General features: G+C 69.9%; 23 protein-coding genes and 3 pseudogenes. 13 read left to right on the forward strand and 13 right to left on the reverse strand.

The annotated features are described in order from the left end of the window. Window positions 1-9 precede the first annotated feature (9 nt). Window positions 10-627 carry a UdgX family uracil-DNA binding protein gene (locus DMP23_RS12095; protein ID WP_337821080.1) on the reverse strand — a complete coding sequence of 206 codons (618 nt, stop codon included), beginning with the start codon at window positions 625-627 and terminating at the stop codon, window positions 10-12. Window positions 628-704: 77 nt separating this feature from the next. On the opposite strand from DMP23_RS12095, the gene DMP23_RS12100 reads away from it, so the two are divergent. Together DMP23_RS12100 and DMP23_RS12105 are read left to right on the forward strand one after the other, a co-directional pair. Further along, window positions 705-1,265, forward strand: coding sequence for a hemerythrin domain-containing protein (locus tag DMP23_RS12100; RefSeq protein WP_134728980.1), 561 nt, complete (start codon window positions 705-707; stop codon window positions 1,263-1,265). Window positions 1,266-1,276: 11 nt separating this feature from the next. Continuing rightward, window positions 1,277-2,077: a family 1 encapsulin nanocompartment shell protein gene (locus tag DMP23_RS12105; protein ID WP_337821081.1), complete on the forward strand. Its 801-nt coding sequence runs from the start codon at window positions 1,277-1,279 to the stop codon at window positions 2,075-2,077. Between the two features lie 99 nt (window positions 2,078-2,176). On the opposite strand, the gene DMP23_RS12110 is transcribed toward DMP23_RS12105, so the two are convergent. From DMP23_RS12110 to DMP23_RS48035, 3 genes and pseudogenes are all read right to left on the reverse strand, one after another. Then, on the reverse strand, window positions 2,177-3,031 hold the full coding sequence (locus tag DMP23_RS12110) for an IS3 family transposase (protein ID WP_337819872.1): 855 nt from the start codon (window positions 3,029-3,031) through the stop codon (window positions 2,177-2,179). Next, window positions 3,028-3,351: a helix-turn-helix domain-containing protein gene (locus DMP23_RS12115; protein ID WP_240691576.1), complete on the reverse strand. Its 324-nt coding sequence runs from the start codon at window positions 3,349-3,351 to the stop codon at window positions 3,028-3,030. Before DMP23_RS12115 ends, DMP23_RS12110 begins: the two co-directional genes overlap by 4 nt. Window positions 3,352-3,384: 33 nt before the next feature. Continuing rightward, window positions 3,385-3,555, reverse strand: a pseudogene (locus tag DMP23_RS48035) (helix-turn-helix domain-containing protein); the annotation flags it as partial. A gap of 81 nt (window positions 3,556-3,636) precedes the next feature. Between DMP23_RS48035 and DMP23_RS12120 the strand changes: the two are divergent. From DMP23_RS12120 to DMP23_RS12135, 4 genes are all read left to right on the forward strand, one after another. Beyond that, complete coding sequence (locus DMP23_RS12120; RefSeq protein WP_337821082.1) at window positions 3,637-4,761, forward strand: NAD(P)-dependent malic enzyme; 1,125 nt, start codon at window positions 3,637-3,639, stop codon at window positions 4,759-4,761. Window positions 4,762-4,772: 11 nt separating this feature from the next. Next, window positions 4,773-6,200, forward strand: coding sequence for a CYTH and CHAD domain-containing protein (locus DMP23_RS12125; protein ID WP_337821083.1), 1,428 nt, complete (start codon window positions 4,773-4,775; stop codon window positions 6,198-6,200). A 187-nt stretch (window positions 6,201-6,387) separates the two neighbouring features. Continuing rightward, window positions 6,388-6,882: a hypothetical protein gene (locus tag DMP23_RS12130; RefSeq protein ID WP_337821084.1), complete on the forward strand. Its 495-nt coding sequence runs from the start codon at window positions 6,388-6,390 to the stop codon at window positions 6,880-6,882. 476 nt (window positions 6,883-7,358) lie between these two features. Next, the gene (locus tag DMP23_RS12135) at window positions 7,359-8,159 is read left to right on the forward strand and encodes a SigB/SigF/SigG family RNA polymerase sigma factor (RefSeq protein ID WP_037810723.1); all 801 of its coding nucleotides are present in this window, start codon (window positions 7,359-7,361) and stop codon (window positions 8,157-8,159) included. 48 nt (window positions 8,160-8,207) lie between these two features. Here DMP23_RS12135 and DMP23_RS12140 read toward each other — a convergent pair whose 3' ends face one another. Both DMP23_RS12140 and DMP23_RS12145 read right to left on the reverse strand, forming a co-directional pair. After that, entirely contained in the window at window positions 8,208-9,542 is a 1,335-nt protein-coding gene (locus DMP23_RS12140) for an MFS transporter (RefSeq protein ID WP_337821085.1), read from the reverse strand. Between the two features lie 16 nt (window positions 9,543-9,558). Continuing rightward, on the reverse strand, window positions 9,559-10,824 hold the full coding sequence (locus tag DMP23_RS12145) for a hydroxyacid-oxoacid transhydrogenase (protein ID WP_107050982.1): 1,266 nt from the start codon (window positions 10,822-10,824) through the stop codon (window positions 9,559-9,561). Window positions 10,825-10,953: 129 nt separating this feature from the next. On the opposite strand from DMP23_RS12145, the gene DMP23_RS12150 reads away from it, so the two are divergent. Continuing rightward, on the forward strand, window positions 10,954-13,818 hold the full coding sequence (locus DMP23_RS12150) for an FAD-binding and (Fe-S)-binding domain-containing protein (protein WP_337821086.1): 2,865 nt from the start codon (window positions 10,954-10,956) through the stop codon (window positions 13,816-13,818). 204 nt (window positions 13,819-14,022) lie between these two features. On the opposite strand, the gene DMP23_RS12155 is transcribed toward DMP23_RS12150, so the two are convergent. The 3 genes from DMP23_RS12155 to DMP23_RS12165 all read right to left on the reverse strand — a co-directional run bounded on the left by DMP23_RS12155 (window position 14,023) and on the right by DMP23_RS12165 (window position 17,107). Beyond that, window positions 14,023-15,183: an IS30 family transposase gene (locus tag DMP23_RS12155; RefSeq protein ID WP_443111338.1), complete on the reverse strand. Its 1,161-nt coding sequence runs from the start codon at window positions 15,181-15,183 to the stop codon at window positions 14,023-14,025. Between the two features lie 135 nt (window positions 15,184-15,318). Continuing rightward, complete coding sequence (locus DMP23_RS12160) at window positions 15,319-16,110, reverse strand: IclR family transcriptional regulator (RefSeq protein WP_051728781.1); 792 nt, start codon at window positions 16,108-16,110, stop codon at window positions 15,319-15,321. Window positions 16,111-16,174: 64 nt separating this feature from the next. Next, window positions 16,175-17,107 carry a zinc-binding dehydrogenase gene (locus tag DMP23_RS12165; RefSeq protein WP_337821088.1) on the reverse strand — a complete coding sequence of 311 codons (933 nt, stop codon included), beginning with the start codon at window positions 17,105-17,107 and terminating at the stop codon, window positions 16,175-16,177. Between the two features lie 96 nt (window positions 17,108-17,203). Here DMP23_RS12165 and DMP23_RS12170 point away from each other — a divergent pair, with 96 nt between their 5' ends. Both DMP23_RS12170 and DMP23_RS12175 read left to right on the forward strand, forming a co-directional pair. Then, on the forward strand, window positions 17,204-17,794 hold the full coding sequence (locus DMP23_RS12170; protein ID WP_337821089.1) for a TetR/AcrR family transcriptional regulator: 591 nt from the start codon (window positions 17,204-17,206) through the stop codon (window positions 17,792-17,794). 53 nt (window positions 17,795-17,847) lie between these two features. Continuing rightward, the gene (locus DMP23_RS12175; RefSeq protein ID WP_051728782.1) at window positions 17,848-18,366 is read left to right on the forward strand and encodes a MarR family winged helix-turn-helix transcriptional regulator; all 519 of its coding nucleotides are present in this window, start codon (window positions 17,848-17,850) and stop codon (window positions 18,364-18,366) included. Here the strand turns inward: DMP23_RS12175 and DMP23_RS12180 are convergent. Both DMP23_RS12180 and DMP23_RS12185 read right to left on the reverse strand, forming a co-directional pair. Next, on the reverse strand, window positions 18,315-19,130 hold the full coding sequence (locus DMP23_RS12180; RefSeq protein ID WP_337821090.1) for an SDR family oxidoreductase: 816 nt from the start codon (window positions 19,128-19,130) through the stop codon (window positions 18,315-18,317). The genes DMP23_RS12175 and DMP23_RS12180 overlap by 52 nt on opposite strands. 47 nt (window positions 19,131-19,177) lie before the next feature. Beyond that, the gene (locus tag DMP23_RS12185; protein ID WP_337821091.1) at window positions 19,178-20,191 is read right to left on the reverse strand and encodes a DNA topoisomerase IB; all 1,014 of its coding nucleotides are present in this window, start codon (window positions 20,189-20,191) and stop codon (window positions 19,178-19,180) included. A gap of 141 nt (window positions 20,192-20,332) precedes the next feature. On the opposite strand from DMP23_RS12185, the gene DMP23_RS12190 reads away from it, so the two are divergent. From DMP23_RS12190 to DMP23_RS12200, 3 genes and pseudogenes are all read left to right on the forward strand, one after another. Continuing rightward, on the forward strand, window positions 20,333-20,767 hold the full coding sequence (locus DMP23_RS12190) for a DUF4383 domain-containing protein (protein ID WP_043839884.1): 435 nt from the start codon (window positions 20,333-20,335) through the stop codon (window positions 20,765-20,767). A gap of 51 nt (window positions 20,768-20,818) precedes the next feature. Further along, entirely contained in the window at window positions 20,819-22,243 is a 1,425-nt protein-coding gene (locus DMP23_RS12195) for an FAD-dependent oxidoreductase (RefSeq protein ID WP_337821092.1), read from the forward strand. Between the two features lie 100 nt (window positions 22,244-22,343). Next, window positions 22,344-22,698, forward strand: a pseudogene (locus DMP23_RS12200) (manganese catalase family protein); the annotation flags it as partial. On the opposite strand, the pseudogene DMP23_RS12205 reads toward DMP23_RS12200, so the two are convergent. After that, window positions 22,691-22,909 (reverse strand): annotated as a pseudogene (locus tag DMP23_RS12205) (SDR family NAD(P)-dependent oxidoreductase); the annotation flags it as partial. The pseudogenes DMP23_RS12200 and DMP23_RS12205 sit on opposite strands and share 8 nt — an antisense overlap. Before the next feature lie 211 nt (window positions 22,910-23,120). Between DMP23_RS12205 and DMP23_RS12210 the strand changes: the two are divergent. Beyond that, window positions 23,121-23,861, forward strand: coding sequence for an SDR family NAD(P)-dependent oxidoreductase (locus tag DMP23_RS12210; protein WP_337821093.1), 741 nt, complete (start codon window positions 23,121-23,123; stop codon window positions 23,859-23,861). Between the two features lie 37 nt (window positions 23,862-23,898). Here DMP23_RS12210 and DMP23_RS12215 read toward each other — a convergent pair whose 3' ends face one another. Then, entirely contained in the window at window positions 23,899-24,729 is an 831-nt protein-coding gene (locus tag DMP23_RS12215; RefSeq protein WP_337821094.1) for an IclR family transcriptional regulator, read from the reverse strand. Between the last annotated feature and the right edge of the window lie 130 nt (window positions 24,730-24,859).

A 24,859-nucleotide genomic window follows, 5' to 3' on the forward strand; every position in this document is an offset into this window, starting at 1 on the left:
CGGCAAACGTCAGAGGCCGCGCAGGTCGGCGACGAACTCGTCGTACGCCGTGTCGCGGTCGGGCGCGCGCAGCACGGCGGACGGGTGCACGGTGGCGACCGCCGAGGCGAACAGTTCGGCGAATTCTTCCGGCGGATCCAGCGGTTCGCCGCGATGCTGGGTGAGCCGGAAACTGCTGCCGTACACCGATTGCGCCGCCGTCGCGCCCAGCAGCAGCACGAGCCGCGGCTGTACCGCTTGCAGTTCGGCCACCAGCCAGGGCCGGCACGCGACGACCTCGGATCGGGCCGGCTTTTCGTGGATCCGGCGTTTGCCGCGGAGCTTGAACTTGAAGTGTTTGACCGCATTGGTCAGATACAGCGAATCGCGGTCCAGTCCCGCGTCGCCGAGCGCCTTGTCGAGCAGCTTCCCGGCCGGTCCGACGAACGGTTCGCCGCGCCGGTCCTCCTGGTCGCCGGGCTGCTCGCCGAGGGCGAAGATGTCCGCGCGCTTGGCGCCCACGCCGAAAACCGTCGCCGTGGCGTCGCGGTAAAGCCCGCAGCCGCGACATTCACTGGCTGCTCGGCGGAGCTTGTCGAGGCTGGTGGTGTCCGGCGGCTCGGCTCCCGGTTCCTGACGCGCGACCATCGGATCCCGTTACCCGCAAGCAGCCTCGCGCAAACACGACGAGCGCGCCGCCGCCGGGAGAGCTAACGTCGAGGGCCATGACGGACATCACCAGCCTGATCCTCGACGATCACGAGCGGTTCCGGCGGGCGTTCGCGGCACTGGACGACCTCGACGGCCCGGACGAGCTGGCGCGGGCCTGGGAACCGCTCGCCGACCTGCTGGACCTGCACGCGGCCGCCGAGGAAGCGGTCTTCTACCCCGAGCTGATCCAGCGCGGCGCCGACGCTGAAGACGAGACGCTCGACGCGGTCGGCGACCACAACGAGATCCGCGACGCCGTCGCCGAAACCCGCCGCCACCCGGCGGGCAGCGCGGCCTGGCTCGAAGCGGTCCGGCAGGCCCGCACCGCCAACAGCGAGCACATGGCCGAGGAGGAGGACGACGCGCTCGCCGATTTCCGCAAGCACGCCGACCCGGGCCTGCGCGAGGAACTCGGCCGGAAGTTCCTGGCGTTCAAGGCCGAGCACGAGGGCGGGAAGGGCATCGACACCGGGGACGTCGACCCGGAGCGCTACGTCGAGGAGCAGGAGCGCAAAGCCGGCAAGACCCCGCCGGACGACGGTTCGCTGGGCATCGGCAGCCTGAAGGGAGCATGATGAACCACCTGATGCGCGAGCTCGCACCGATCCCGGCCGAGGGCTGGAAGCAGATCGACGACGAGGCGCGGGAACGGCTGGCGACGCACCTGGCGGCACGCAAGATGGTCGACGTCGAGGGCCCGCACGGCTGGACGCACTCGGCGACCTCCCTCGGCCGGACCCGGCGCGTCGATCCGCCGGAAACCGCCCGCGAACGCGAAACCCTCGCGCAGCAGCGCCGGGTGCTGCCGCTGGTGGAGGTGCGCGTGCCGTTCACCGTAGAGCGCAAGGAACTCGAGGACGCCGAACGCGGCGCCGACGACCTGGAGTTCGACGACCTCGACCAGGCCGCCGCGCAGGTCGGCCTGCTGGAGAACCGCGCGGTGTTCCACGGCTGGCCGGAGGCGGGGATCACCGGCATCGTCGAGGCGAGCCCGTACGACCACGGCACGCTGGGCACCGATCCGGAACGCTATCCGCACGTGGTCGCCAACGCGGTGAACACGTTGCGGTGCAACGGAATCGAAGGACCGTACGCGCTCGCGATCAACCCCGACGGCTACACCGCCATCGTGGAGAGCACCGAACACGGCGGCCTGCTCGTGCTCGACCACCTCCGCCGGGCCCTCGGCGGCGGCCGGGTCAAGCGCACGCCGGGGCTGACCGGCGCGGTCGTGCTGAGCCTGGCGGGCGGCGACTTCGTGCTGGAACTCGGCCAGGACCTCTCGGTCGGCTACCGCCACCACGACGCCGAGACGCTCACGCTGTACCTGGAGGAAAGCTTCAGCTTCCGGGTGACCGAACCGGACGCGGCGCTCGTGCTCGACTGACGGCGCCCGGCGCGGGTCTTCCCGGTACGTGAGGGGAACCCTGAGGGAATCAGAGTCAATGTGAACTGGGCCCCGGAAGTTGGACTGGTTATGTAGAGGTTAGGCGGCGGGGGTCTGGGCTCGGTATTCGGCCGGGCTCAGGCCTTGGAGCGTGGTGGAGATGCGGGTGGTGTTGTACCAGTCGATGTAGTCGTGCAGTGCCGTGATGAACGTGTCGACGGTGTCGAACTTGGTGTGGTGGAAGAGTTCTTCTTTGAGGTGGCCGAAGAAGTTCTCGGCGACGGCGTTGTCCAGGCAGGTGGCTCGCCGGGACATCGACTGGGTCAGGCCGGCGTCGGCGAGCAGGGTGCGCCAGGAGGCGTGCTGGTATTGGAAGCCTTGGTCGGAGTGCACCAGCGGGCGGGCTCCGGCGGGCAGGGTCGCGATCGCGGCGCGCAGCGAGGAGTTCGTCAGCTCCAGCGTCGGGGACGGCCCGCAGGCGTAGGCGACCACGGACCGGTCGAACAGGTCGATCACGGGCGAGAGGTAGAGCTTGCGGTCGCCGATGCGGAACTCGGTCACGTCGGTGACCCATTTGGTGTCCGGGGCGTCGGCGCCGAACTCGCGGTTGAGCAGGTTCTCGGCGGCCGTGCCGGGCTGCCCGGGCCAGGTCCGGCGCCGGCGCGGCCGCCGGACCTGGCAGACCAGGCCGAGGGCGTTCATCAGCGTGCGCACGGTTTTCTTCGCCACCCGCCAGCCGGCGCGGACCAGGACCGCGTGGACGCGCCGGTGCCCGTAGCGGCCGCGGGCGGCCTCGAACGCCTCGGCGATCGCGGCCTTGAGCCCGGCGTGCGGGTCGGGCCGGTCGGGCCGGGCCTGGTGGTAGAAGAACGTCGACCGGGCCAGGCCCGCGACCGCCAGCAGCACCGGCAGCGGATAGTCGGCCTTGAGGGCGGCGACGGCCTGGGTTTTCACCCTCGCCCCTGCTCCCTCAAGGCCCGCAATTTTTTTAGGTAGGCGTTCTCCGCCGACAGCCGCAGGTTCTCCGCCCGCAACCGCTCCAGCTCGCCGGGACCCGGCGAGTCCGCGACACCGGGCGGACGGCCTTTCGGCTTGGGCCGCAACGCGTCCTCGCCCTCGCGCCGATACGCCCGCGCCCAGTTCTCCACGAGTTTGGGCGAGGACAGCCCGTGCTCGCGCGCCAGCTCGGCCGCGGTCGCCTCGCCGCCGACATACCGGCGCACGACCTCCAGCTTGAACTCGAACGCGAACGACCGCCTGCCTGGCTTGTTCATCAGCGCTCCCGCGCTCCGCAGCCTCCAACGATCACGCAAGCGTCGCACGGCACCCGCCGACACCCCCAACCGGGACGCCACGGCCTTCGCGCCATACCCGTCCTCGAACAACGCAACAGCGGACGCCCGCTGCCACTCAGACAACGAACTGTGTGGATGCAACGAACCACTCCCCGGACAGCTGGAACTGGATTCCCAGTCCAACTTCCGGGGCGCAGTTCAATGAGGGTTCCCCTCACGTACCGAGCAGGATTCCGCCGCCGCGCGGCCGGGTATCCGGCTGCCATGAGCAGTCGCGGAAAGATCCAAGTCACCACCCGAGTGCGGCTCGACGACGCCGACGACCTCGCCGAGCACTACACGCCCGGCGTCGCCGAGCTGGCCAAGCGCGTCGCGGAGGACCCCTCGGTGCTGGCGCGGGAAACCGTGCGCAGCAACTCCGTCGCGATCGTCTCCGACGGTTCCGCGCTGCTCGGGCTCGGCGACCAGGGCCCGGCCGCCGCGCTGCCGGTGATGGAGGGCAAAGCGGCGCTGCTGAAGCGCTTCGCCGACGTCGACGCGTGGCCGATCTGCCCGGCCAGCCGCGAGCCGGAAGACCTGGTGCGCACGGCCAAGGACCTCGCGACGTCCTTCGGCGCGATCAACCTGGAAGACATCGCCGCGCCCCGGTGCTTCACCGTCGAGCGGCAGCTGCACGACGAGCTGGACATTCCTGTCTTCCACGACGACCAGCACGGCACCGCGATAGCCGTGCTCGCCGCCCTGCACAACGCGCTGAAGCTGACCGACCGCACGCCAGGGGACACCTCGGTGGTGATTTCCGGAGCGGGCGCTGCCGGGTCCGCGATCGCCAGGCTGCTGCTGAAAGCCGATTTCAGCGCGGAGCGGATCGTGGTCTGCGACAGCAAAGGCGTCCTGCACGGGGAACGCGATCTGACCGGCGAGAAGCAGTGGCTCGCGGAGAACACCAACCGCGGCGACGCGGTCCAGGGAAGCCTGCAGGACGCCTTGCGCGACGCGGACGTCTTCGTCGGCGTGAGCGTCGGCGGCCTGCTCAAGGGCGACGACCTCGCGCGGCTGGCCGACCGGGCGATCGTGTTCGCGCTGGCCAATCCCGATCCGGAGGTCGACCCGGACGCCGCGCACGAGCACGCGGAGATCGTCGCGACCGGCCGCAGCGACCTGCCCAACCAGATCAACAACGTCCTCGTGTTCCCGGGGATGTTCCGCGGGCTGCTCGACTCCGGCGCCCCGAAGGTGACCGCGCGGATGCTGCTCGCGGCCTCGCACGCGCTGGCCGAGACGGTCGGCGACGATCTCGACCGGGAGCACATCGTGCCCAGCGTCTTCGACGAGGGCCTGGTGCCCGCGATCGCCGAGGCCGTCGCCGGCGCCGCCGACAACGACTGAAGGAGCGGGGAATGCGAAGTGCAGAGTCCGGACGCAAGTACGAGCTGAGCTTGAAAGCCCGGGTGCCGCAGCTGGCGGGCAAGGGGATCACGCAGGAAGCACCCGCCGAGCGGACGCTGGAGACCGTTTACTACGACACCAAGGACTTCCGGTTGACCAGAGCCGGGCTCACGCTGCGAAGAAGCAGCGACACCGGGTGGTGCCTGAGAACGTCCGCTCACGAGCTGCGGTTTCCGCTCGACGACTCGACGATGCCTGCGCCCGTCGTGAAGCTGGTCCGCGCGTACACGCTGGACCGCAAGCTGCGTCCGGTCGCGCAACTGCGGACCGACCGGTTCACACACCGTCTGGCCGACGCGTCCGGCCGGACCCTGGCGACGCTGGCGGACGACCATGTCACCGGAGAATTCCTTGGGGGACAAGCGGTTCGGCTGGACCGCTGGCGCGAGCTGGACGTCGAGGCGGGACCTGAGCTGCTCGACCGGCTCGATCGCGCCTTGCGGAAGCGCGGTGCCGAGAACGCCTGGTGGCCGTCGAAGCTGCAACGCCTGATCGGAGACACCGCCGAAGGCAAGCGTGGCTCGAACGAGGTCCTGGCTGCGTACCTGCGCGAGCAATTCGAGCGATTGCGTCGCGCTGACCTGGGCTTTCGCGTCGGGGAAGACGATTCGGTGCACCAGCTCCGGGTCGCGGCGCGGAAGCTGCGGAGCGCGCTTCAGACGTTCAAATCCTTGGTGGGCAAGAAGAAGGCCAACGCGATCGCGGCGGAACTGAAGTGGCTCGGAACTGAACTCGCCCCCGCGCGCGACACCGAGGTCAGCCAAGCGCGCCTCGAATCCTGTCTCGACGAGGTCCCGCCGGAGCTGATTTTCGGACCACTGCGGCAATACCTGACCCGCGACTTCGCCCGCACCTCCCAAACTGAACTGGCCCGTGCGACGGAAGCCTTGTCCAGCACCCGATACGTGACCTTGCTGGGATCGATCGCCGCGCTGCTCGACACGATGCGCCCGGCGGGCAAGAAGGCGTTGCGGAAACCCCTGCGCAAGACCGCGCGCAAGCTCTCTCGAGCCACCGCGGCGACGGAGGGGCTCAGCGGCACTGAGCTGGAGAAGGCCCTGCACAACGTCCGGAAGAAGGCCAAGCGCGCTCGCTACGCTGCCGACGCCGTCCGGCCGGTGTTCGGCAAGAAGCTGCGCACGTGGCGCAAGCACGTCAAGGCGGTGCAGCAGACGCTGGGCAAGCATCAGGACACCGTGGTCGACCGAGTTATGTTGCGGCACTTCGCGATCGACGGCTTCAGCGAGAACCAGAACACGTTCACCTTCGGTCTCCTCTACGGTCGGGACGAAGCCGCGGCGAAGATGGTGCAGGACCGGTTCGACGAAGAATGGCGCACGCTGTGCAAGGGCACTCGTCCTGCCTGGCTGAAGACCTGAGCGTCTGAGTCCACTGTGGACAGCAGAAACGCCGGCGGTGTCTTGGCACCACCGGCGTCCCCGCGGCAACGAAAGTCTGGGAGCGGAAGGGGTTCCGCGCCGCGCTCTTGGTACCCCGGCCGGTGAAGGTCCAAACCTCTGCCGGACGGGGGTTTCAGCGCGGCCGGATCGGGGAAGATCAGCGGAAATGGGATCACAACTGACCGCGACGTGGGTATCGGCGATCGGGAGCGCGGGCTCGCTGCTGGGGTTCGCCTCGTATGTGTGGATCATGCTGCTCAACCGGAAAGACCAGGCGGAAGTCCGGCAGGAGCAGCAGGCGCAGTCGGTCTCCGCGTGGCTCGACGAGGGCGCTCGGCACGACCGGGACGAGGACTACGTCGTGTGCGCGCACAACAGCGGCGATGCACCGGTGTTCGACTGCTCCCTGGAAGTCAACCGTCCGGACGAGGACGAGCCGCACTGCACCCGGCTCGCGATCATCCCGCCGGGCGCGACCGCCGTCCGCGCGCTGCCGTTCGGCGAGGACGCCATGCCGGTGGACGACCTGTACTCCGCGGCCGCCGTGCCCGGCCTGTCCTTCACCGATTCCCGCGGCGGACACTGGACGCGCGACACCTCGGGTGTGCTCAGCCGCGCCGACCGCCGTTCGGTGCGCGGGCGATGGCGGTCCGGAAGCTGATTCTTCCCGCTGGGGAGACGTCCGCAATGCTGCGCTCTCGACCCAAGTCCACGGATGGTTGACCGCGATCGAAACCGATTCCGGAGTGGATTTCGTCGTTCTCCGCTATTTCGCCGGTGCCAGCGTCGTTCCGCAGATTCTCCGGTTCGTCACCGCATCGCGCGAGGGACGGTCACCGCATCGGGCAGCTCGCCCCGCCGGTCTTGCGTTCCGTCGGCGATCGCGCCACTCTGCCGCGTCGGCGCGATGTGACTTGAGCCCCCATTCGGGTGGCCGCCTGATTGATCTTGCTCTCGGGCGGGTACCACCCGGCCATGACACTCCGGCTGCCTGGCGCCCCGGCGAGCACGCGGAGCCGCCGCCTGCTCGCCTTGCGGCGCCGAGCACTGTCCACTAAGGATGATTAGCGTCGGCGACGCGATGCGCTCCATGGCACTACACGAGTCACGTTCCCTTCGGCTGTCAGGAGGATTTACATGACCGCGGCGACCATGACCCGCACCCGGCGCGACGACTACCGCCACTGCGCGGTGCTGTTCGAGGAGATCAGCCGCCTCGCCGAGGACACCGACGAGCACTCCCGGCTGCGCCGCCGCCTCATCGAGGAACACCTCCCGCTGGCCGAGCACATCGCCCGCCGCTTCGCCCGGCGCGGCCAGCCGTCCGAGGACCTTCTGCAGGTCGCGCGGATCGGCCTCATCAACGCCGTCGACCGCTACGACCCGGCGCGGCAGACGGATTTCGTCGCCTTCGCCGTCCCGACGGTGATGGGCGAGGTCCGCCGGTACTTCCGCGACCACACCTGGTCGGTCCGCGTCCCGCGGCGGCTCAAGGAACTCCACGTGACGATCGGCCAGGCCGCCACCGACCTGGGCCAGCGCCTCGGCCGCGCGCCCACCGCGCGCGAACTCGCCGACCATCTCGACCTCGATCTGGACGAGGTCACCGAGGCCCTGCACGCCGGGAACGCGTACCAGGCTGCGTCCATCGACTATCCGGCCCACGACGACAGCGGCTCGATCGCGCTGGCCGACACCCTCGGCGACGAGGATCCGGAAATCGAGAAGCTCGAGGATCGGGAAACGCTCAAGCCGCTGCTGCGGAGCCTGCCGGAACGGGAGCGCGCGATTGTCGTCATGCGGTTCTTCTCGAACATGACGCAGAGCCAGATCGCCGAACGGGTCGGACTGTCGCAGATGCAGGTTTCGCGGTTGCTGGCCCGGACGCTGGGCACGCTGCGGGAGCAGCTCACCGAGGCGGCCGGTCCGGCCTCGTGAGCGGCGGTGTCGGTGAGAGCCGGCACCGCCGCTCACGAGGCTCGCCGCTCAGGTGAACCGGGGAACCTCCTTGACTGGCGCGGAAATCCGCTCGTCGTCCTCGAACAGGTCGCTCTGCCGGATCGCCAGCGTGCAGACCACGCTCACCACCGTCGTCGCGGCGAGGTAGACCAGGATGCCGGTCGTGCCGGTCTTCCCGGCGAGATACGCCAGGATCAGCGGGGTCAGCCCTGAAGCCACGACGCCGGAAAGCTGGTACACCACCGAAATCCCGGTGCACCGCCGCGAAATCGGGAACAGTTCGGCATAGAACGCCGCCTGCGGGCCGTACATCACCGGGTAGCTGATGCCCAGCACCGCGATCAGCGAGAGCGTGATCAGCACCGGATTGCCGCTGTGCAGTGCCGCCAGTGCGGGGATCGCCAGCACCAGCGTCGTCACGGCTCCGGTGGTGAAGGTCCGGCGTCGGCCGAGCCGGTCGGAAACCCGGCCGAACACCGGGATGAACACCACCATCACCGCGGCCGCGATCATCACGCCGACCAGCAGCGGCTGCCGGTCCAGCTTCAGCGTTCCGCTGCCGTAGGAGATCACGAAGACCGCCCACGCGTTGAACGCCACGCCCTCGGTGAAGCGGCTGCCCATGCCGAGCAGCAGGTGCCGCCGGGAAAGCCGGTCGCGGACCAGTTCCACGGCGGGCACGGTCGCGGTGCACTCCTCGGCCGCCATCGTGCGGAAGGCCGGGGTTTCCATCACCTTGACCCGGATCAGCAGGCCCGCCACCACCAGCACGGCGGACAGCAGGAAGCCGATTCGCCAGCCCCACAACAGGAACGCCTCGTCGCTGGTGACCGCGTTCAGCAGCGCCAGCACGCCGGTGCCCAGCGTGAGCCCGATGGCCAGCCCGATCTGCGGGAAACTGCCGTAGAGCCCGCGTTTCCCGGCCGGGGCGTACTCGGTGGCCATCAGCACCGCGCCGCCCCATTCGCCGCCGACCGCGACGCCCTGGGCCAGCCGGAGGACGACGAGGATGATCGGGGCGGCCGGGCCGATCATCCGGTAGTCGGGCAGCAGCCCGATGAGGCAGGTCGCGGTGCCCATGATGAGCATGGTCGCGACGAGGATCTTCTTGCGCCCGACCCGGTCGCCGAGGTGGCCGAAGACGAACCCGCCGACCGGGCGGGCGAGGAAGCCGAGCGCGAAGGTCGCGAAGGCCAGCACGGTGCCGACCAGGGGATCGGAGCCGGGGAAATACAGTTTGTTGAAGACGAGTCCCGCGGCGGTGCCGTAGAGGAAGAAGTCGTACCACTCGACGGTCGTGCCGAACACGCTCGACGCGACCACCAGGCGGACGTCGGTGCTCTTTTCCGGAGTTGTCGCCATTGATAACTCCCGAGGGTCAGAGCGAACGGCGGAAGATGTCTTCGAGCGCGGCCCGGGTGACCGGACGGGGCACGACAGCCAGCTGACGGGTCTGCTTGAGGGTGCCGTCGACGAGGGTGTCGATGTCCTCGTCGCCGTACCCGAACGCGTGCAGTCCCTTCGGCATCTGGATGTCGGCCATCAGCTCGGCGAGCACGTGGGGGAGGGCGTCGGCGCCGTCGGTGGCGGTGAAGGTCTGGCCGCCGGACAGCAGGTGCGCGGCGTGCAGATGCCGTTCGGGCGCCGAGGGATAGGTCCAGCGGAAGACCTCGGCGGCGGTCGCGGACACGGCCTGGCCGTGCGGGACCATCGGCATCTCCGGGTAGCCCTCGGCGCGGTACTGCTTCACCGCGCCGGCGATCGGGTACGCGTTCGCGTGCGGCAGGTGGGTGCCGGCGTTGCCGAATCCGGTTCCGGCGTAGGTCGACGCGAGCGCCATCTGGGTGCGCGCGGTCAGGTCGCGTCCATTGAGGACAGCGGCGCGCAAATGCTTGCCCACCAACGTCAGCGCCATCTCGCACCAGACGTCGCTGATCGGGTTGGACCCGCAGAACGCCGGTCGCTTCATCGGGTCTTCCGGCGCGGGCTTCGCGTCGAACGCGACGCTGGTGTAGCTCTCCAGCGCGTGCGAGAGGACGTCCATGCCGCTGGCCGCGGTGACCGCCGAGGGGAGGCTGATCGTCGTGCGCGGGTCGACGACCGCCAGCGACGGGCGCAGCGACGGGTGGCTCACCCCGGCCTTGAGGTGCAGGCCAAGCAGGTCGACGACGCAGATCGTGGTCGATTCGGACCCGGTGCCCGCCGTGGTCGGGACGGCGATCAGCGGCTTCAGCGGCAGCCACGGGGCCTTGCCCGCGCCGATCGGCGGGGTCACGAAGTCGAGCAGTTCGCCGGGGTGCGTGGTCAGCAGGTTGACGGCCTTGGCGGTGTCGATCGCCGAGCCGCCGCCGATCGCGACGAAGCAGTCCCATTCCTGCTGGCGGGCGTAGGCGACGGCCTCGTCGATGCTCGCGTCGGTCGGTTCGACGCCGACGCCGTCGAAGATCTCGCTTTTCACGCCGGCCGCGCGGATCGAGTCGAGCGCCCGGTCCGGGATGCCGGTGGCGCGGACGCCGGGGTCGGTGAGGATCAGGCACGACCTGGCCTGCCGGGCGGCCACCTCCGCGCCCAGCTCGTCGAGGGCGCCGGCACCGAACTTCAGCGGGGGCGCGGCCCAGGTGAAGACGCTTTCGTTGCGGGGCATGTCGGTCAAGGAGACCACTCCTCACGTCGATGTTGACAACATGTGGAAGCTATATCCACTATGTGGCGAGCCTTCACGGTAGCCCGGCGACCGCGGCGCTGTGAACCCCCGATTTCCCAGGAGACGCCCATGCCGGCCCGAGCCCGTTCGCAATCGGCACTGCAGGAAGCACTCGCGCGGGCGGTGTCCGGCGAGGTCGCCGGCGACCCGGCCACGCTCGCCACCCACTCCACCGACGCGTCGAACTACCGGCACGTCCCGCTGCTCGTGGTGCGGCCGCGCAGCGCGGACGACGTGGTGGCGGCGCTGCGGGTGTGCGCGGACCACGGCGCGCCCGTCCTCCCGCGCGGCGCGGCGACGAGCATCGGCGGGCAGGCCGCGAACCGCGCGGTGATCCTGGACTTCACCCGGCACCTCAACCGCGTGCTGGACCTCGACCCCGCCGCCCGCACCGCGCGTGTCGAACCCGGTCTCGTGCTGGACCGGCTGCGCGAACGGGCCGCCGAGCACGGGCTCACCTTCGGCCCGGACCCGTCGACGCACAGCCGGTGCACGATCGGCGGCATGATCGGCAACAACGCCTGCGGTTCGCATTCGGTGGCCTGGGGCAAGACGGTCGACAACGTCCGCGCGCTGGAAATCGCCCTCCTCGACGGAACCCGGCTCGAGGTCGGTCCCACTTCACCGGCGGAGCTGGAGGAACTCTGCGCCCGCTCGGATTCGGTCGGTGCGCTCTACCGCGGCCTGCGGGACCTGCGCGACGAATACCTGGCCGACATCCGGCTCGGCTATCCGAAACTGCCCCGGCGAGTCTCCGGGTACAACCTCGAATACCTGTTGCCGGAGAACGGTTTCGACGTCGCGAAGGCCCTTGTCGGCTCCGAGGGCACCTGCGTGACGATGCTGAGCGCGGTCGTCGACCTGGCCCCGATCCCGGCGACGCGCGCCCTCGCCGTGCTGGGTTTCGAGAACAGCATCGCCGCCGCCGACGCGGTCCCGTCGCTGCTCGACCTGCCGGTGCTGACCATGGAAGGCATCGAGGCCGGTTTGGTCGCTGCTCTCGACGCCCGGAAACCCGGCGACCGCAGCACCCTGCCGGACGGAATGGCGTGGCTGTACCTGGAAACCGGCGGTGACGACGCGGCGGAGGCGCTGGCCGTCGCCCGCCAGGTCGCCGCGCGCGCTCCGCAGGTCGGCGCTTCGTCGCTGGTCGTGGAGGATCCTGTTGCCCAGCGGAAACTCTGGCGGATCCGGGAAGAAGGCGCCGGTCTCGCGACGCGGCTGGCGGACGGCTCCGAGGCGTGGTCCGGCTGGGAGGACTCCGCGGTCCCGCCGGACCGGCTCGGCGCGTACCTGCGCGAATTCGACCTGCTGCTGGACAAGCACGGCCGGAAAGGCGTGGTCTACGGCCATTTCGGCGACGGTTGTCTGCATGTGCGGATTGATTTCCCGATGGCCGCCCCGGAAGCGAAGGAAGCGTACCGGTCGTTCATGGTCGAGGCCGCGGAACTCGTGGTATCCCACGGCGGCTCGCTGTCCGGCGAACACGGCGACGGCCAAGCGCGGGCCGAACTCCTGCCGCTGATGTTCTCGCCGCGGCTGATGCAGGCGTTCGCCGACTTCAAAGCCGCCTTCGACCCCACGAACGGCATGAACCCCGGCCGCGTCGTCGATCCCGCGCCGCTGGACGCCGATCTGCGCACGGTCATCGCCCCGCCGATCCTGCCGACCCGGGCCCGGCTCGCCCTGCACGCCGACGACGGCGACCTGGCCGCGGCGTCCCGGCGATGCGTGGGCGTGGGCAAATGCGTCTCCGCGTCGGGCGGGATGATGTGCCCGAGCTACCGCGCCACCGGCAAGGAAGAACACTCGACCCGCGGCCGGGCGCGTCTGCTGTTCGAAATGCTGGCCGGAGACGTCATCGAGGACGGCTGGCGCTCACCCGAAGTCCGCGACGCGCTCGACCTCTGTCTCGGCTGCAAGGCGTGCAAATCCGACTGCCCGGTCGGCGTCGACATGGCCTCCTACCGGACCGAATTCCTCAGCCGCCACTACGAGCGACGGATCCGCCCGATGTCGCACTACACGATGGGCGCGCTGCCGCGATGGCTCCGGCTGGGCGCCCCGTTCGCCCGCGCGATCAACGCCGTCGCGGGCGGCCCGCTCCGGCCGGTTCTGAACCGCCTGGGCGGGATCGCCGCCGAACGCGCTTTGCCGCAACTCGCGTCGCCGACGTTCGCTTCGTGGTTCCGCCGCCGGGAGCGGGTGACGTCCTCGTCGAAAGTCGTGCTGTGGCCGGACACCTTCACGAACTTCTTCGACCCCCAGGTCGGCCGGGACGCGGTCGCCGTGCTGGAAGCCCTTGGCCACGAGGTGGTCATCCCGGAGCGGACTGTCTGTTGTGGACTGACCTGGCACAGCACCGGCCAGCTGAGCGCCGCACGCCGGGTGTTGCGGCGGTCGCTCGATGCGCTGGATCCGTGGCTGCAGCAGGGAATTCCGGTGATCGGCCTGGAGCCGAGCTGCACCGCGACCCTGCGGGAGGATGGCTCGGAGCTGCTGCCGGAGGACCCGCGGACGGCCTTGCTGAAGCGCAGTGTCCGGACGTTCGCGGAGCATGTCGGGGACAGCGAGCTTCCCGTGTTGACGAAGTCCGCGGTGCCGGTGCTCACTCAGGTGCATTGTCACCAGCACGCGGACCTCGGCTACGACGCCGATTCGCAGTTGCTCGGGCGGTTGTCCGAGCATTCGCAAGTGCTGCGTGAGGGTTGTTGCGGGTTGGCGGGGAATTTCGGGTTCCAGCGGGGGCATTACGACGTTTCCGTCGCGGTCGCGGAGCACCAGCTGATGCCTGCGCTCCGTGCGGCGCCGGAAGGGACGGTGGTGCATGCGGACGGGTTCAGCTGCCGGACGCAGATTCGGCAGTTGTCCGAGCATCAGCCTGCGCATCTCGCTTCGCTGACGGCGCGGGCGTTGGGGGTCAGTAGCGAGTGAGGCGGTCCGGCGGCAGGAATGGCGCGATCTCCTTCGCCGCCTCGATCGCCAGGGTGCCCAGCTCGGGAATCCGGTCCTCGGGCAGCCGGACAGTCGGCACCTGGATGACTATCGATGGGGCGCAGTTCGGCGGGGGCGAAGGTACGTGAGGGGAACCCTGAGGGAATCTGGGTGGATTCGAGGGGTTGTTGCAACGCGGGTGGTTCAACTGGTTTCGGCGAGGAGTGTAGCGAGGCGTTCGGCTGGGGTGTCCCAGTTGAGTGTTTTGCGGGGTCGGCGGTTGAGTTGTGCGGCGACGGCGGCGAGGTGTTCGGGGGTGTGGACTGAGAGGTCGGTGCTTTTGGGGAAGTACTGGCGCAGCAGGCCGTTGGTGTTTTCGTTGCTGCCGCGTTGCCAGGGGCTGTGGGGGTCGCAGAAGTAGACGGGGATGCCGGTGGCGACGGTGAATTCGTGGTGGCGGCCCATTTCGCTGCCCTGGTCCCAGGTCAGGGATCGTCGCAAGTGCGCGGGCAGGGTCGCGGCGGTGTCGGCGAGGGCGTCGCGGACGGCGTCGGCGCCGCGGCCGTCGGGCAGCGCGACGAGCAGGGTGTAGCGGGTGGAGCGGTCGACGAGGGTGGCGATGGCGGAAGCGTTGTCCTTGCCGATGATCAGGTCGCCTTCCCAATGGCCGGGGACGGCGCGGTCGGCGGCTTCGGCGGGCCGGTCGCTGATCATGACCATGGGTTCGGCGAAGCGGGGCCGGCGTTGTTCGCCGCTGGCGCGGGGTTTGCGCATGGTGCGGCCGGTGCGCAGGGCGCGGGCCAGCTCGCGGCGCAGTTCGCCGCGGCCTTGGACGTAGAGGGCCTGGTAGATCGTTTCGTGGGTCACGTGCAGCTCCGGCCGGTCGGGGTGGTCGCGGCGCAGCCGGGCGGCGATCTGCTCCGGGCTGAATTTGTCGGTCAGCATCGCCTGCACCCGGTCCCGCAGTTCGGGGCAGGCCGCGATCTTGCCTGTTTTCGGTCGCGGACGCCGTGCCCGGGCGAGGTCGTGGGCGGCGTGGGGCCGGTATTCGCCGCAGGGGCGGGCGTTGCGGGCGATCTCCCGGCTGATCGTGGACGGGCTGCGGCCCAGCTCGGCCGCGATCGCCCGCCGCGAGCGGCCCGCCGCCAGCCCGTCCGCGATCGCGATCCGCTCGCCCGCGCTCAGGAACCGGCCCGAGTCCGGCCCGGGCCGCGCGGCCGGACGCGCGGTCGCGCCCGCCCGGCTCGGCCGCCCGTGCCGCCAATAGTGCCCGGTCCTGCGGTCGACCCCGACCCTGCGGCACGCCTCGACCGTGCCCACGCCCTCCGCCACAAGATCAAAATAGCGGCGGCGTTCCGCCGCCAGCCTCACCCGGCCCCGCGGAGCCCGACCACGCCCGACCACGACCACTGCAACCCCTGCACAACTCAGGCGTTGCAACCACCACTAGAACCCAAGCAGATTCCCTCAGGGTTCCCCTCACGTACGGCTGGCTTGACGTCAGTAGCGAGTGAGCCGGTCCGGCGGCAGGAACGGCGCGATCTCCTTCGCCGCCTCGATCGCAAGTGCTCCCAGCTCGGGAATCCGGTCCTCGGGCAGCCGAACAGTCGGCACCTGAATCACCACCGCCGCCCGGGCCAGACCGCGGTCGTCCAGGACTCCCGCGCCGACGCAGCGCACTCCCGCGACGTTTTCCTCGTTGTCGATGCTGTACCCGCGATCGCGCGTCTCGGTCAGCTCCACGGCGAGGGCGTCGCGGGTGGCGAGGGTGTGCGGCGTCAGCGCGGGCAGCTGCTCCGGGAGGCTCGCGAGGTAGGACTCCGCGTCGAGCGAATGGGCGAGCATCGCTTTGCCGGAAGCCGTGGCGTACAACGGGAAACGCGCGCCAGGGTGCTGCTCGAACCGCAGCGGGAGCGTCGACTGCGCGCGCAGCAGCACCACCGACTCGTGGCCCTCGCGGATCGTGATGTTGACCGATTCCCCGGTGTCGGCGTTGATCCGCTGGATGACCGGCAGCGCGAGCTGGAGCCCGTGCACCCGCTGGGCGGCCTGGCCGAGCAGGATCGAGCCGGGGCCGAGGTGGTAGCTGTCGGTGCGGGGGTTGTGCGCGACGAGCCCGTCGGCGCTCAGCGCGCCCACGACCCGGTGCGTCGTGCCCGGCGTGAGGTCCAGTTTGCGGGCGATCGCGGACAGCGTGAGTTCCCCGTCCTCGTCCATGAGGAGCCGCAGGATGCCGAGCGCCCGGCGGATGGCCTGCGTTCCGGCTGGCGGTTGTGCTCCGGTCTGGTTCACCTGGGTTCCGTGGTTCTCGCGCTGTCGGGTGAGGCCAGGTTAACGCGTGCCGCGTCCGGTCCGCTCAGCCGATCTCCAGTACCGCCTTTCCGCGCAACCTCCGGCCGACCAGCGCCTGCACCGCCTCCGCGTACCGGTCCCACGGCCCGCGCCAGCTGATGCCCGGGTCGAGCCGTCCGGCGGCGGTTTCGGCGGCCAGCCAGGTCAGGTCGGCGGAGAAGCCGGCCGCGGGATCGGCCAGCAGGAAGAACGTGCGGATCGACCGGTCGTGCCGCCCCCCGGTGCCCAAGAAGGCCTCCGGCGGCAGCACCGCGTCCCCTTCGGCTGAGCGGCCCACGTTGATCAGCGTGCCGCCCGCCTCCAACGCGGCGAAGGCGGCCACGAGATCCGGCCCGCCGACGTTGTCCAGCACCGCGAACACCGGCCGGCCGACATCGGCGGCCGACGTGCGCACCTCGGCCGCGCCCAGCGCGAGCAGGCCTTTCTCCTGAGCGGGATCCCGGCTGATCGCCACGACCTCCGCCCCGGCGCGGGCGGCGAGCTGCACCGCGTACCGGCCCACTCCGCCGGACGCGCCGGTGATCAGCACCCGCCGTCCGAGGACCGGGCCCATCCGGCGCAGCACGTGCAGAGCGCTCAGTGCGGCGACCGGAAGAGTGCTGATCGCGCCCAGGTCAGCGCCATCCGGAACGGTGCCGATCAAGTTCGTCGGCACCGCGCGCAGTTCGGCCCAGCCCGCGGTGCCGAGCGTGACGACCGGCGTCCCGACAGCGGGGCCGGAACCGTCGGCGGCCGCCTGGACGACGACGCCCGCCGCGTCCCAGCCGATCACGGTGCCGTTCGCGGCGGACGGATCGGCGGCGTCCTTGACCTCGCCGAAGTTGAGCGACGCCGCGGCCACCCGGACCAGCGCCTCGCCGGGCGCGGGGGCCGGGTCGGCGACCTCGGCCAGGGACAAATGCGCGGGCGCGGTGTGGTCGACAACGAGTGCACGCACGGTCGGGAACCCCCCTGGAAGTCAATGTGCCACAGTGTGGCATTTGCTTCTGTATAGCATATGCGCCCGCGGTGCGTGCTGGGTAAACTGCCGCGGATGACCGACCCCGGACCGCTCACGCTGCGCGAGCGCAAGAAGCAGCGCACCCGCCAAGCGCTGGTGGAAACCGCGATCGCGATCTTCAGCGAACGCGGATTCGACGCCACCCCGCTCGACGCGCTGCTCGACGAGGTCGAGGTGTCGCGCCGGACGTTCTTCCGCAATTTCCGCTCGAAGGAGGACGTCGCGCTCGCCGCGGTCAAGGAGCTCTGGAGCGCCTACCTCGACGTCCTGGACGAGACCGCCAAGTCCGGCCCGCTCGCCGACGTCTTCCGCGACGCGATGCTCGCGACCCTTGGCCGCATGGACGAGAACTGGTACCAGCGGTTCCCCGCGACGCTCCGGCTCATCGACGAATCACCGGCGCTGAACGGGCACACCCTGCGGCACTGCGCGGAAATCGAGGCTGAGATCGTGCGCAGGCTCGGGGATTCCCGCCTCGAACTGCGGCTGCTCGTCGAGTTCTGCGTCGCGGCTTGGCGGTGCGCGCTGGACGAATGGCTGCCCGACTGTGCGCCGGGCGAACTCCCCGGGCACGTCCGGCGCGCTTTCGCGGCCATGGACGGCAGTGTGCGGCTGCGGGCGTGACCGGCCCGTATCATCGGATTCGTACGGTCCGCTAATGATGGGCAGGGGAAACGATGTCAGGTCCGCTGGTGCCGGGCGGGATCGGGGAGCACACGAGCTGCCTGCTGGTCAAACTCGGCCAGGTCGTGTTCCGGCTCGCCGAGGACCGGCTGCACGGGCTGGGCCTGCGGGTGCGGCACTACAGCGTTCTCCAGGCGCTGGCCGACAACGGCCCGATGTCGCAGCTGTCGCTGGGCGCGTACCTGCGCATCGACCCGGCGACGATGGTCAGCAGCCTGGACGACCTCGAGACCCTCGGGCTCGCCGCCCGCGCCCGAGACCCCGAAGACCGGCGGCGCTACGTCGTCGACCTCAGCGACGCGGGGCGGAAGACGCTGCGCAAGGCGAACGAACTGCTGGTCGACCTCGACCAGCACGTGCTCAGCGACCTTCCGCAGCGCTCTCACGATTCGCTGCACAAGCTGTTGGCGAGGATGAACGAGGGCGAGACGCTGCCCGGGGAGTTCGACCGGATGCGGGATCAGGCCGGGTCGACGAAGATGTCGAGTGCCAGTTCGCCTTCGCCGCGCTGATAGCGGGAGAGGTCGGTTACGCCTTCGGTGGCGAGTACTTCGTCGTCGATGAACAGGTTCCCGGTGCATTCGCGCGACGGTCGGGTGAGGATCGCGTACGCAGCATCGGCGATGATCTCCGGCGTGCGCGCTTGGCTTGCGCCGCCGATGATGTTGCGCACCGCTGCGGTGTCGATGAGGGTGCGCGGCCACAGTGAATTCGCGGCGATTCCGTCCGCTTTCAGTTCCTCCGCGAGGCCCACGGTGCACAGGCTCATGCCGTACTTGGAGAGCGTGTAGCCCAGGTGCGCGCCGATCCACGCGGGGGAGAGGTTCAGCGGCGGCGAAAGCGTCAGGATGTGCGGATTCGCGGCCTTGCGCAGGTGCGGGATCGCCGCCTTGCTGAGCAGGAACGTGCCTCGCGTGTTGATGTCCTGCATGAGGTCGTAGCGCTTCATCGAGAGCTCTTCGGTGCCGGACCGGTCGAGCGCGCTGGCGTTGTTCACGACGATGTCGATGCCGCCGAACTGCGTCGCCGCCGCTTCGGCCGCGGAGAGCACGTCGTCCTCGGAGCGCACGTCGCCGACGATCGGCAGCGCCTGCCCGCCGGCGGTTTCGATCTCCTTCGCGGCGGTGTAGACGGTGCCTTCCAGCTTCGGATGCGGTTCGGCGGTTTTGGCCAGCAGAACGACATTCGCCCCGTCCCGCGCCGCGCGGGTCGCGATGGCCAGGCCGATGCCGCGGCTGCCGCCGGACATGAGGACGGTCTTTCCGGCTAGAGTCATAAGCGCAACATACCATTAGCGGTACATATGATTGAAGCCTCGAATCGTCACGGGGCTTGCCGCAGCAGCCGGATGACTGCCTTCTCGATCCGCTCCCGCAGCTCCTCCTCCGCGAGCCCGTCCGCATCGGCCTTCCGCACCGCGCGGTGGATCGTGCTGTGCCTCTCGAATTCCCGCAGCACGCGCGGGTCGACGTACGAGCGCCGGGCGACGGCAGGCGTGTTGCCGAGTTCCTCCGCGACCTCCTTCATCGCCGCGGTCTCGGCCCTCGCCTGGCCGCGCTGGGACGTCGGTGGCTCCCGCGCGGCGAGCGAGACTGCGGCGAGCACCGTTGCGTGCCAGGTCCGCAGGTCCTTCACCGTGAACTCCTCGCCGGCGAGTTCCTTGAACCGTTCGTTGACGTCGCTGGCGTGCAGTTCGTGCCAGCCGTCGTCGGTGCGGTACACGAACAGGCGCGCGGTGCCGGTGCGACAGCGGCGGAGCGACTTGAGGACGGCAGCGAGTTCGCCGTCGCGCATGCTCAGCGACCGGACCAGGCCGCTTTTGGCGGGATAACAAAAGGTCAGCTCGTCGCCGCTGATTTTCACGTGTTCGCGCAGCAGCGTGGTCGCGCCGTGAGAACCGTTGGTTTCGGCGTACTCCTCGCCGCCGCTGCGGAAGACGCCCCGGTCGATCATCCGCAGCGCGGCGGCCGCGACTCGCCGACGGTCGAGGTGGCACCGGCGCAGATCCTTCTGGATGGCGGCGCGGACGGTCGGCAGTTCCGCGGCCAGGTCGAGCACCCGATCGTGCTTCTCCTCGTCGCGCGCTCGACGCCATTCGGGGTGGTAGAGGTACTGGCGGCGGCCCGCGTCGTCGGTTCCGACCGCCTGGATGTGCCCGGTCGGATGGGGGCAGATCCACACCCGCCGCCACGCGGGCGGGATCACGAGATCGTGGATGCGCTCGAGCACCTCGGAGTCGGTCACCGGGGTGCCGTCCGGCGCGAGGTACCGGAAGCCGCGGCCGCGTCGCTGCCGCCTGATGCCTGGCGAGGACAGCTCGCTCCGCCGTAACCGCATGCTCGCGGTTGCCCGCGGCGGCGGGCTTCAAACAGGATTCCGGACGCGCGGCCGGCAGTCGAGGTTTGCCCGGTCCCGCACCGGTTATCCGGATATCTCCGCGCCGGACCCGGTGCGGGGGATTCAGGGAGGGCTCCGGTCATGAGTACTGCCGTCGCGCGGCGCACGCCGCGCCAGCTCGTCGCCGCCGGTGTGGGGGCCGTGTTCCTGCTCGTGGGCATCCTCGGGTTCATCCCGGGCGTCACCACGCATTACGACCAGCTCACCGGTGCCGGGCACCATTCGGGCGCGCTGCTGCTCGGGCTGTTCAGCGTGTCGATCCTGCACAACGTCGTGCACCTGGCCTTCGGCGTCGCCGGGCTCGCGCTGGCCCGCACGCCGGCCGGGGCGAAGAACTTCCTCGTCGTCGGCGGGGTGGTCTACCTGGCGCTGTGGGTGTACGGGCTGGTCATCGACCACGGCAGCTCGGCCAACTTCATCCCGGTCAACACCGCCGACAACTGGCTGCACCTCGGCCTGGCGGTGGCGATGATCGTGCTCGGCGTCCTCCCGATGGGCACCCGGAGGAGCCTCTGATGACCACCACCGCAGATCAGTCCTTGCGCGTCGGCGACCGGCCGGTCGTCCTTGCGCGGGCGGGAACGCGCCGAGGTCGCCGTCATCGGCGGCGGCATCGCCGGGATGACCACCGCGTTGTTGCTCGCCCGGCGAGGCGTGAACGTGGCCGTCCTCGAATCGGGACGCATCGCGGAAGGAGCCAGCGGCAATAACACCGCGAAGGTCACCGCGTTGCAGTCCACTGTGTACTCGACGCTCCTCAGCGAGCACGACGCGGCCACCGCGATGGCCTACGCCGAGGCGGCGCTGGCAGGGGTCGAACTGGTCGCGGAGCTGGCCGAACCCATTGACTGCGGCCTGCGCAGGCTGCCCGCCGCGACGTTCGCGATGGACGCCGACGAGGTGGACACCGTGCGAGCGGAGTACGAGGCCGCGACGCAGGCGGGTCTTCCGGTCGAATGGACGACCACGCTCGATCTGCGGGTCCCGGTGCACGGCGCGGTGCGGCTGTCCGGGCAACTCGCGCTCCATCCGGCCGACTACGTGCGCGGGCTCGCCGATGCGGTCGAGGCCGAGGGCGGCCGCGTCTTCGAGAACAGTCGCGTCCGGCAGGTCAGCGCGGCGCCGCCGTACCGCGTCACGACCGAGGACGGTGCGCTCGACGCCAAAAACGTGGTCGTCGCAACGCATTACCCGATCCTCGACCGCGGGCTGTTCTTCCCCCGGCTGGAGGTCCAACGGTCGTATTGCGTCGCCGCGACCCTGAAATCCGGCAAGCCGCCGCAGGAGCTGGCGATCAGCGCCGGAAGTCCATTGTGGTCTTTCGCCTCCTACGAGGACCGGCTGATCCTCGGCGGCCAAGGACATCCGGCGGGCGACCCGGTCGACTTCGCGCGCTACACCGAGCTGGGCGAATTCGCGGCGCGCCACTTCGACGTCGACGAGGTCACGCACCGGTGGTCCGCGCAGGACCCGAAGGCCTACGACAGCATCCCGATCGCCGGGCCGTACTTCCCGGGCGCCCGGAAGCTGTGGGTCGAGACCGGGTTCGGAAAATGGGGCCTGGCGATGGGGAGCGCGGCGGCGACCGTGGTAGCCGACGGGATCACCGGATTGGCCAATCCGCATCGGGACCTCTTTTCCCCGCAACGGATTTCGCTGAAGTCGGCATCGAAGCTGATGCAGCAGAACGCGAAGGTGGCGAAGGACTTCGTCGGCGACCGGCTCGCGCAAGCCGACGCGAAAAGCACCGACGACATCGCCGTGGACCAGGCGAAAGTGCTGGCGGACGGACACGGTCGCAAAGGCGTTTACCGCGACCGGGAAGGAACATTGCACGCGGTTTCCATGCGCTGCACGCATCTCGGCTGCTTCGTGCGGTTCAACGCCGCCGAGCGCAGCTGGGACTGCCCGTGCCACGGTTCGCGATTCGACGTCGACGGCACCGTTCTCGAAGGGCCCGCCACCGCGCCGCTGCCGCGCCGAAATCCCTGAAAAGACCCCGGAATGCCGGGTGTAGGACGGATGATCGCGGGCATTCCTGCCGGACTCGCCGGGCGCGCCGCCCGGCTCGAATCCCCGGGAGAGGACGCTGATGTTCCGACACACCAAGCTGCTGCAGTTCGAGGCGAAGCCCGAGAAGCCGGATCCGGTCTACGCGCACAAGCTCCAGGAGCTGATCGGCGGCGCGTACGGCGAGATGACGGTGACCATGCAGTACCTGTTCCAGGGCTGGAACTGCCGCATCGAGGGCAAGTACAAGGACCTGATCATGGACACCGCGACCGAGGAGATCGGGCACGTCGAAATGCTCGCCACGATGGTCGCGCGGCTGCTGGAGGGCGCGCCGGCCACCGCGACCGCGGAAGCGGTGAAGGACCCGGTGATGGCGGCGGTGATCGGCGGGATGGACCCGCAGCAGGCGATCGTGGCCGGCGGCGGCGCGGCGTGGACGAGGGTGTGGATCGCTCCGAAACGCTCGATGTACGCCTTGGTCTGCCGGGCATCTGTGAGGTCCAGGGGATCCGCGGTCGCTTCGAGTTCGGCGGCTAGCCGCTTGGCCGCTTCGTGATCGCTGCGATAGGTGAAGGCGACCGCGGAGCCGCGCGCGGCGAGGGCCCGGCAGATCGCGGAGCCCAGCCCTCCGGTGCCGCCGGTCACGACCGCGACGCCCGGCTTGCCATGGAAATCCTTCAAAGGCAGCCTTCTTCCGTCGGCACGAAGCAAGCGCTTGGTACGAGCTTACGGTCCCGCGCGGCACCGGTCAAACGGCGAAATCAGGTGTCCGCTGAGCCGACGCATGCCCTCCGTGGCCCCTTCCGGCGAAGGTACCTTCGCGCGGCTGAGTGCTCCGAGCCGAAGGAAGTGAAACGTGCCCGATCAACTCGTCGACCTGCGGGACAAAATCGTGTTCGTCACCGGTGCCGCGCAAGGCCAGGGTGCCGAGCACGCCCGGACCACCGCGCGGCTGGGTGCCCGCGTCGTCCTGGCGGACCTGGACGAAAGCGCCGTCGCCGCGGTCGCGGACGGGATCGACGGCGAGACGCTCGCTGTCGGATTGGACGTGCGCAGCAAGGAAAACTGGGCCGCTGCGATGGAACGCACCCGCGCCGAGTTCGGCCGGGTCGATGTCCTCGTCAACAATGCCGGTTTCTACCGCAAGGCCCCGTTGGAGAGCTTCGAGGAGGACCACCTGACGCACACCTTGGGAGTCAATTTGATCGGCCCGGTCCTCGGGATGCAGGCCGTGCTGCCGTTGATGCGCGAACGCGGCGGTTCGATCGTCAACGTCGCCTCGACCGCGGGGTTGACCGGTTTCGCGGGCGGTCTGGGGTACGGCGCGTCGAAATGGGGGCTGCGCGGGGCGAGCAAATCCGCGGCGAAGGAACTCGGCGAGTTCGGCATCCGGGTCAACTGCGTCTGCCCGGGCGCGATCGACACGCAGATGATCTCCGAAACGACCCGCGCAGGCGGCGGCGCGGTGGCGGGGCAGCCGATCCGCCGCCCCGGCACGACGGGTGAGGTGGCGGCGTTGGTGGCTTTTCTGGCCAGTGATGCGAGCAGTTACTGCACGGGACAGGACTTTGTGATCGACGGCGGCCAAACTGCCTGATGCACCGGCTGATCGGCCCTCCGCGGCGAAGGGCCGATCAGCCGGAAGCAGACCCGCCGTTGGCCAGCTGCAACTCGACCCCCGCAGTCGGCAAGTCCGGCACCGCCCGCGGCCGCAGCGTGGGCACGCCGTTGGCGACCCGCCATACCGTCGCCGCGGCATTGCGCACCTCGGTGATCGTGGCGACCAAATCGAGCGCTCGCGTCGGCCCGCACACCGACAGCGCGAAGTGCCCGTCGTCGTCCATGGTCGTGATGGGCGCGGCCACCACGGTCACGCCGTGATGGGTGCCCTGCGCGTCCACGGCCACCCCGCCGCGGTCGCGGACCCGGGCGAGGTCGCGCATGAGCTGGCTGCGGGTCTGGATGGAGTACTGGGTCGGCGCGTAGCCGAAATGCAGCTCGGGCCAGTGGTCGGGGGAGAGGGTGGCGAGCAGCGCCCGGCCCGGGGCGGTGAGCGTGACCGGCTGCCGGGCGCCCGCGCTCCACTGCCCGGAGGCGGACGGCCACGAGCCGATCCGTTCGAGGTGCATGATCTCGGCGCCGACCAGCATGCTGAGGTACACCGTCAGCCCGCTGCGGCGATGCAGCTCAGCCATCACCGCGACGGCGGCGCGGGGGACGGTGCGCCAGCGGGTGAACTGCGAGCCGAGTTCGAACATGCGCACCCCGAGCGTGTAGGTGAACTCCTTGCGCTCCACCCAGCCGAGTTCGACCAGCCGCTGCAGGATCCGGTGCGCCGAAGACCGCGGCACGTGCGAGCGGCGGGCGAGTTCGGCCAGAGTCAGCGGCCGTTCGCCCACGAAGGACTCCAGCAGCGACGCGACGCGGTCGATCATCGCCGCGGGGGCTTCCTCGATGTGCGCCATTGCAACACCACCTCCAGACTGCGTATGTCAGATTGAGACTATCTGTCAGAATCTGACACCTTGGAGTGTAGGCACACCGGAGCTCGGCTGTAAACCGCCTCCGGACAGCAAGATGCGCCGTGCCCGGGGA

Source organism: Amycolatopsis sp. A1MSW2902 (assembly GCF_017312175.1).
Classification (GTDB): Bacteria; Actinomycetota; Actinomycetes; order Mycobacteriales; family Pseudonocardiaceae; genus Amycolatopsis; species Amycolatopsis nivea.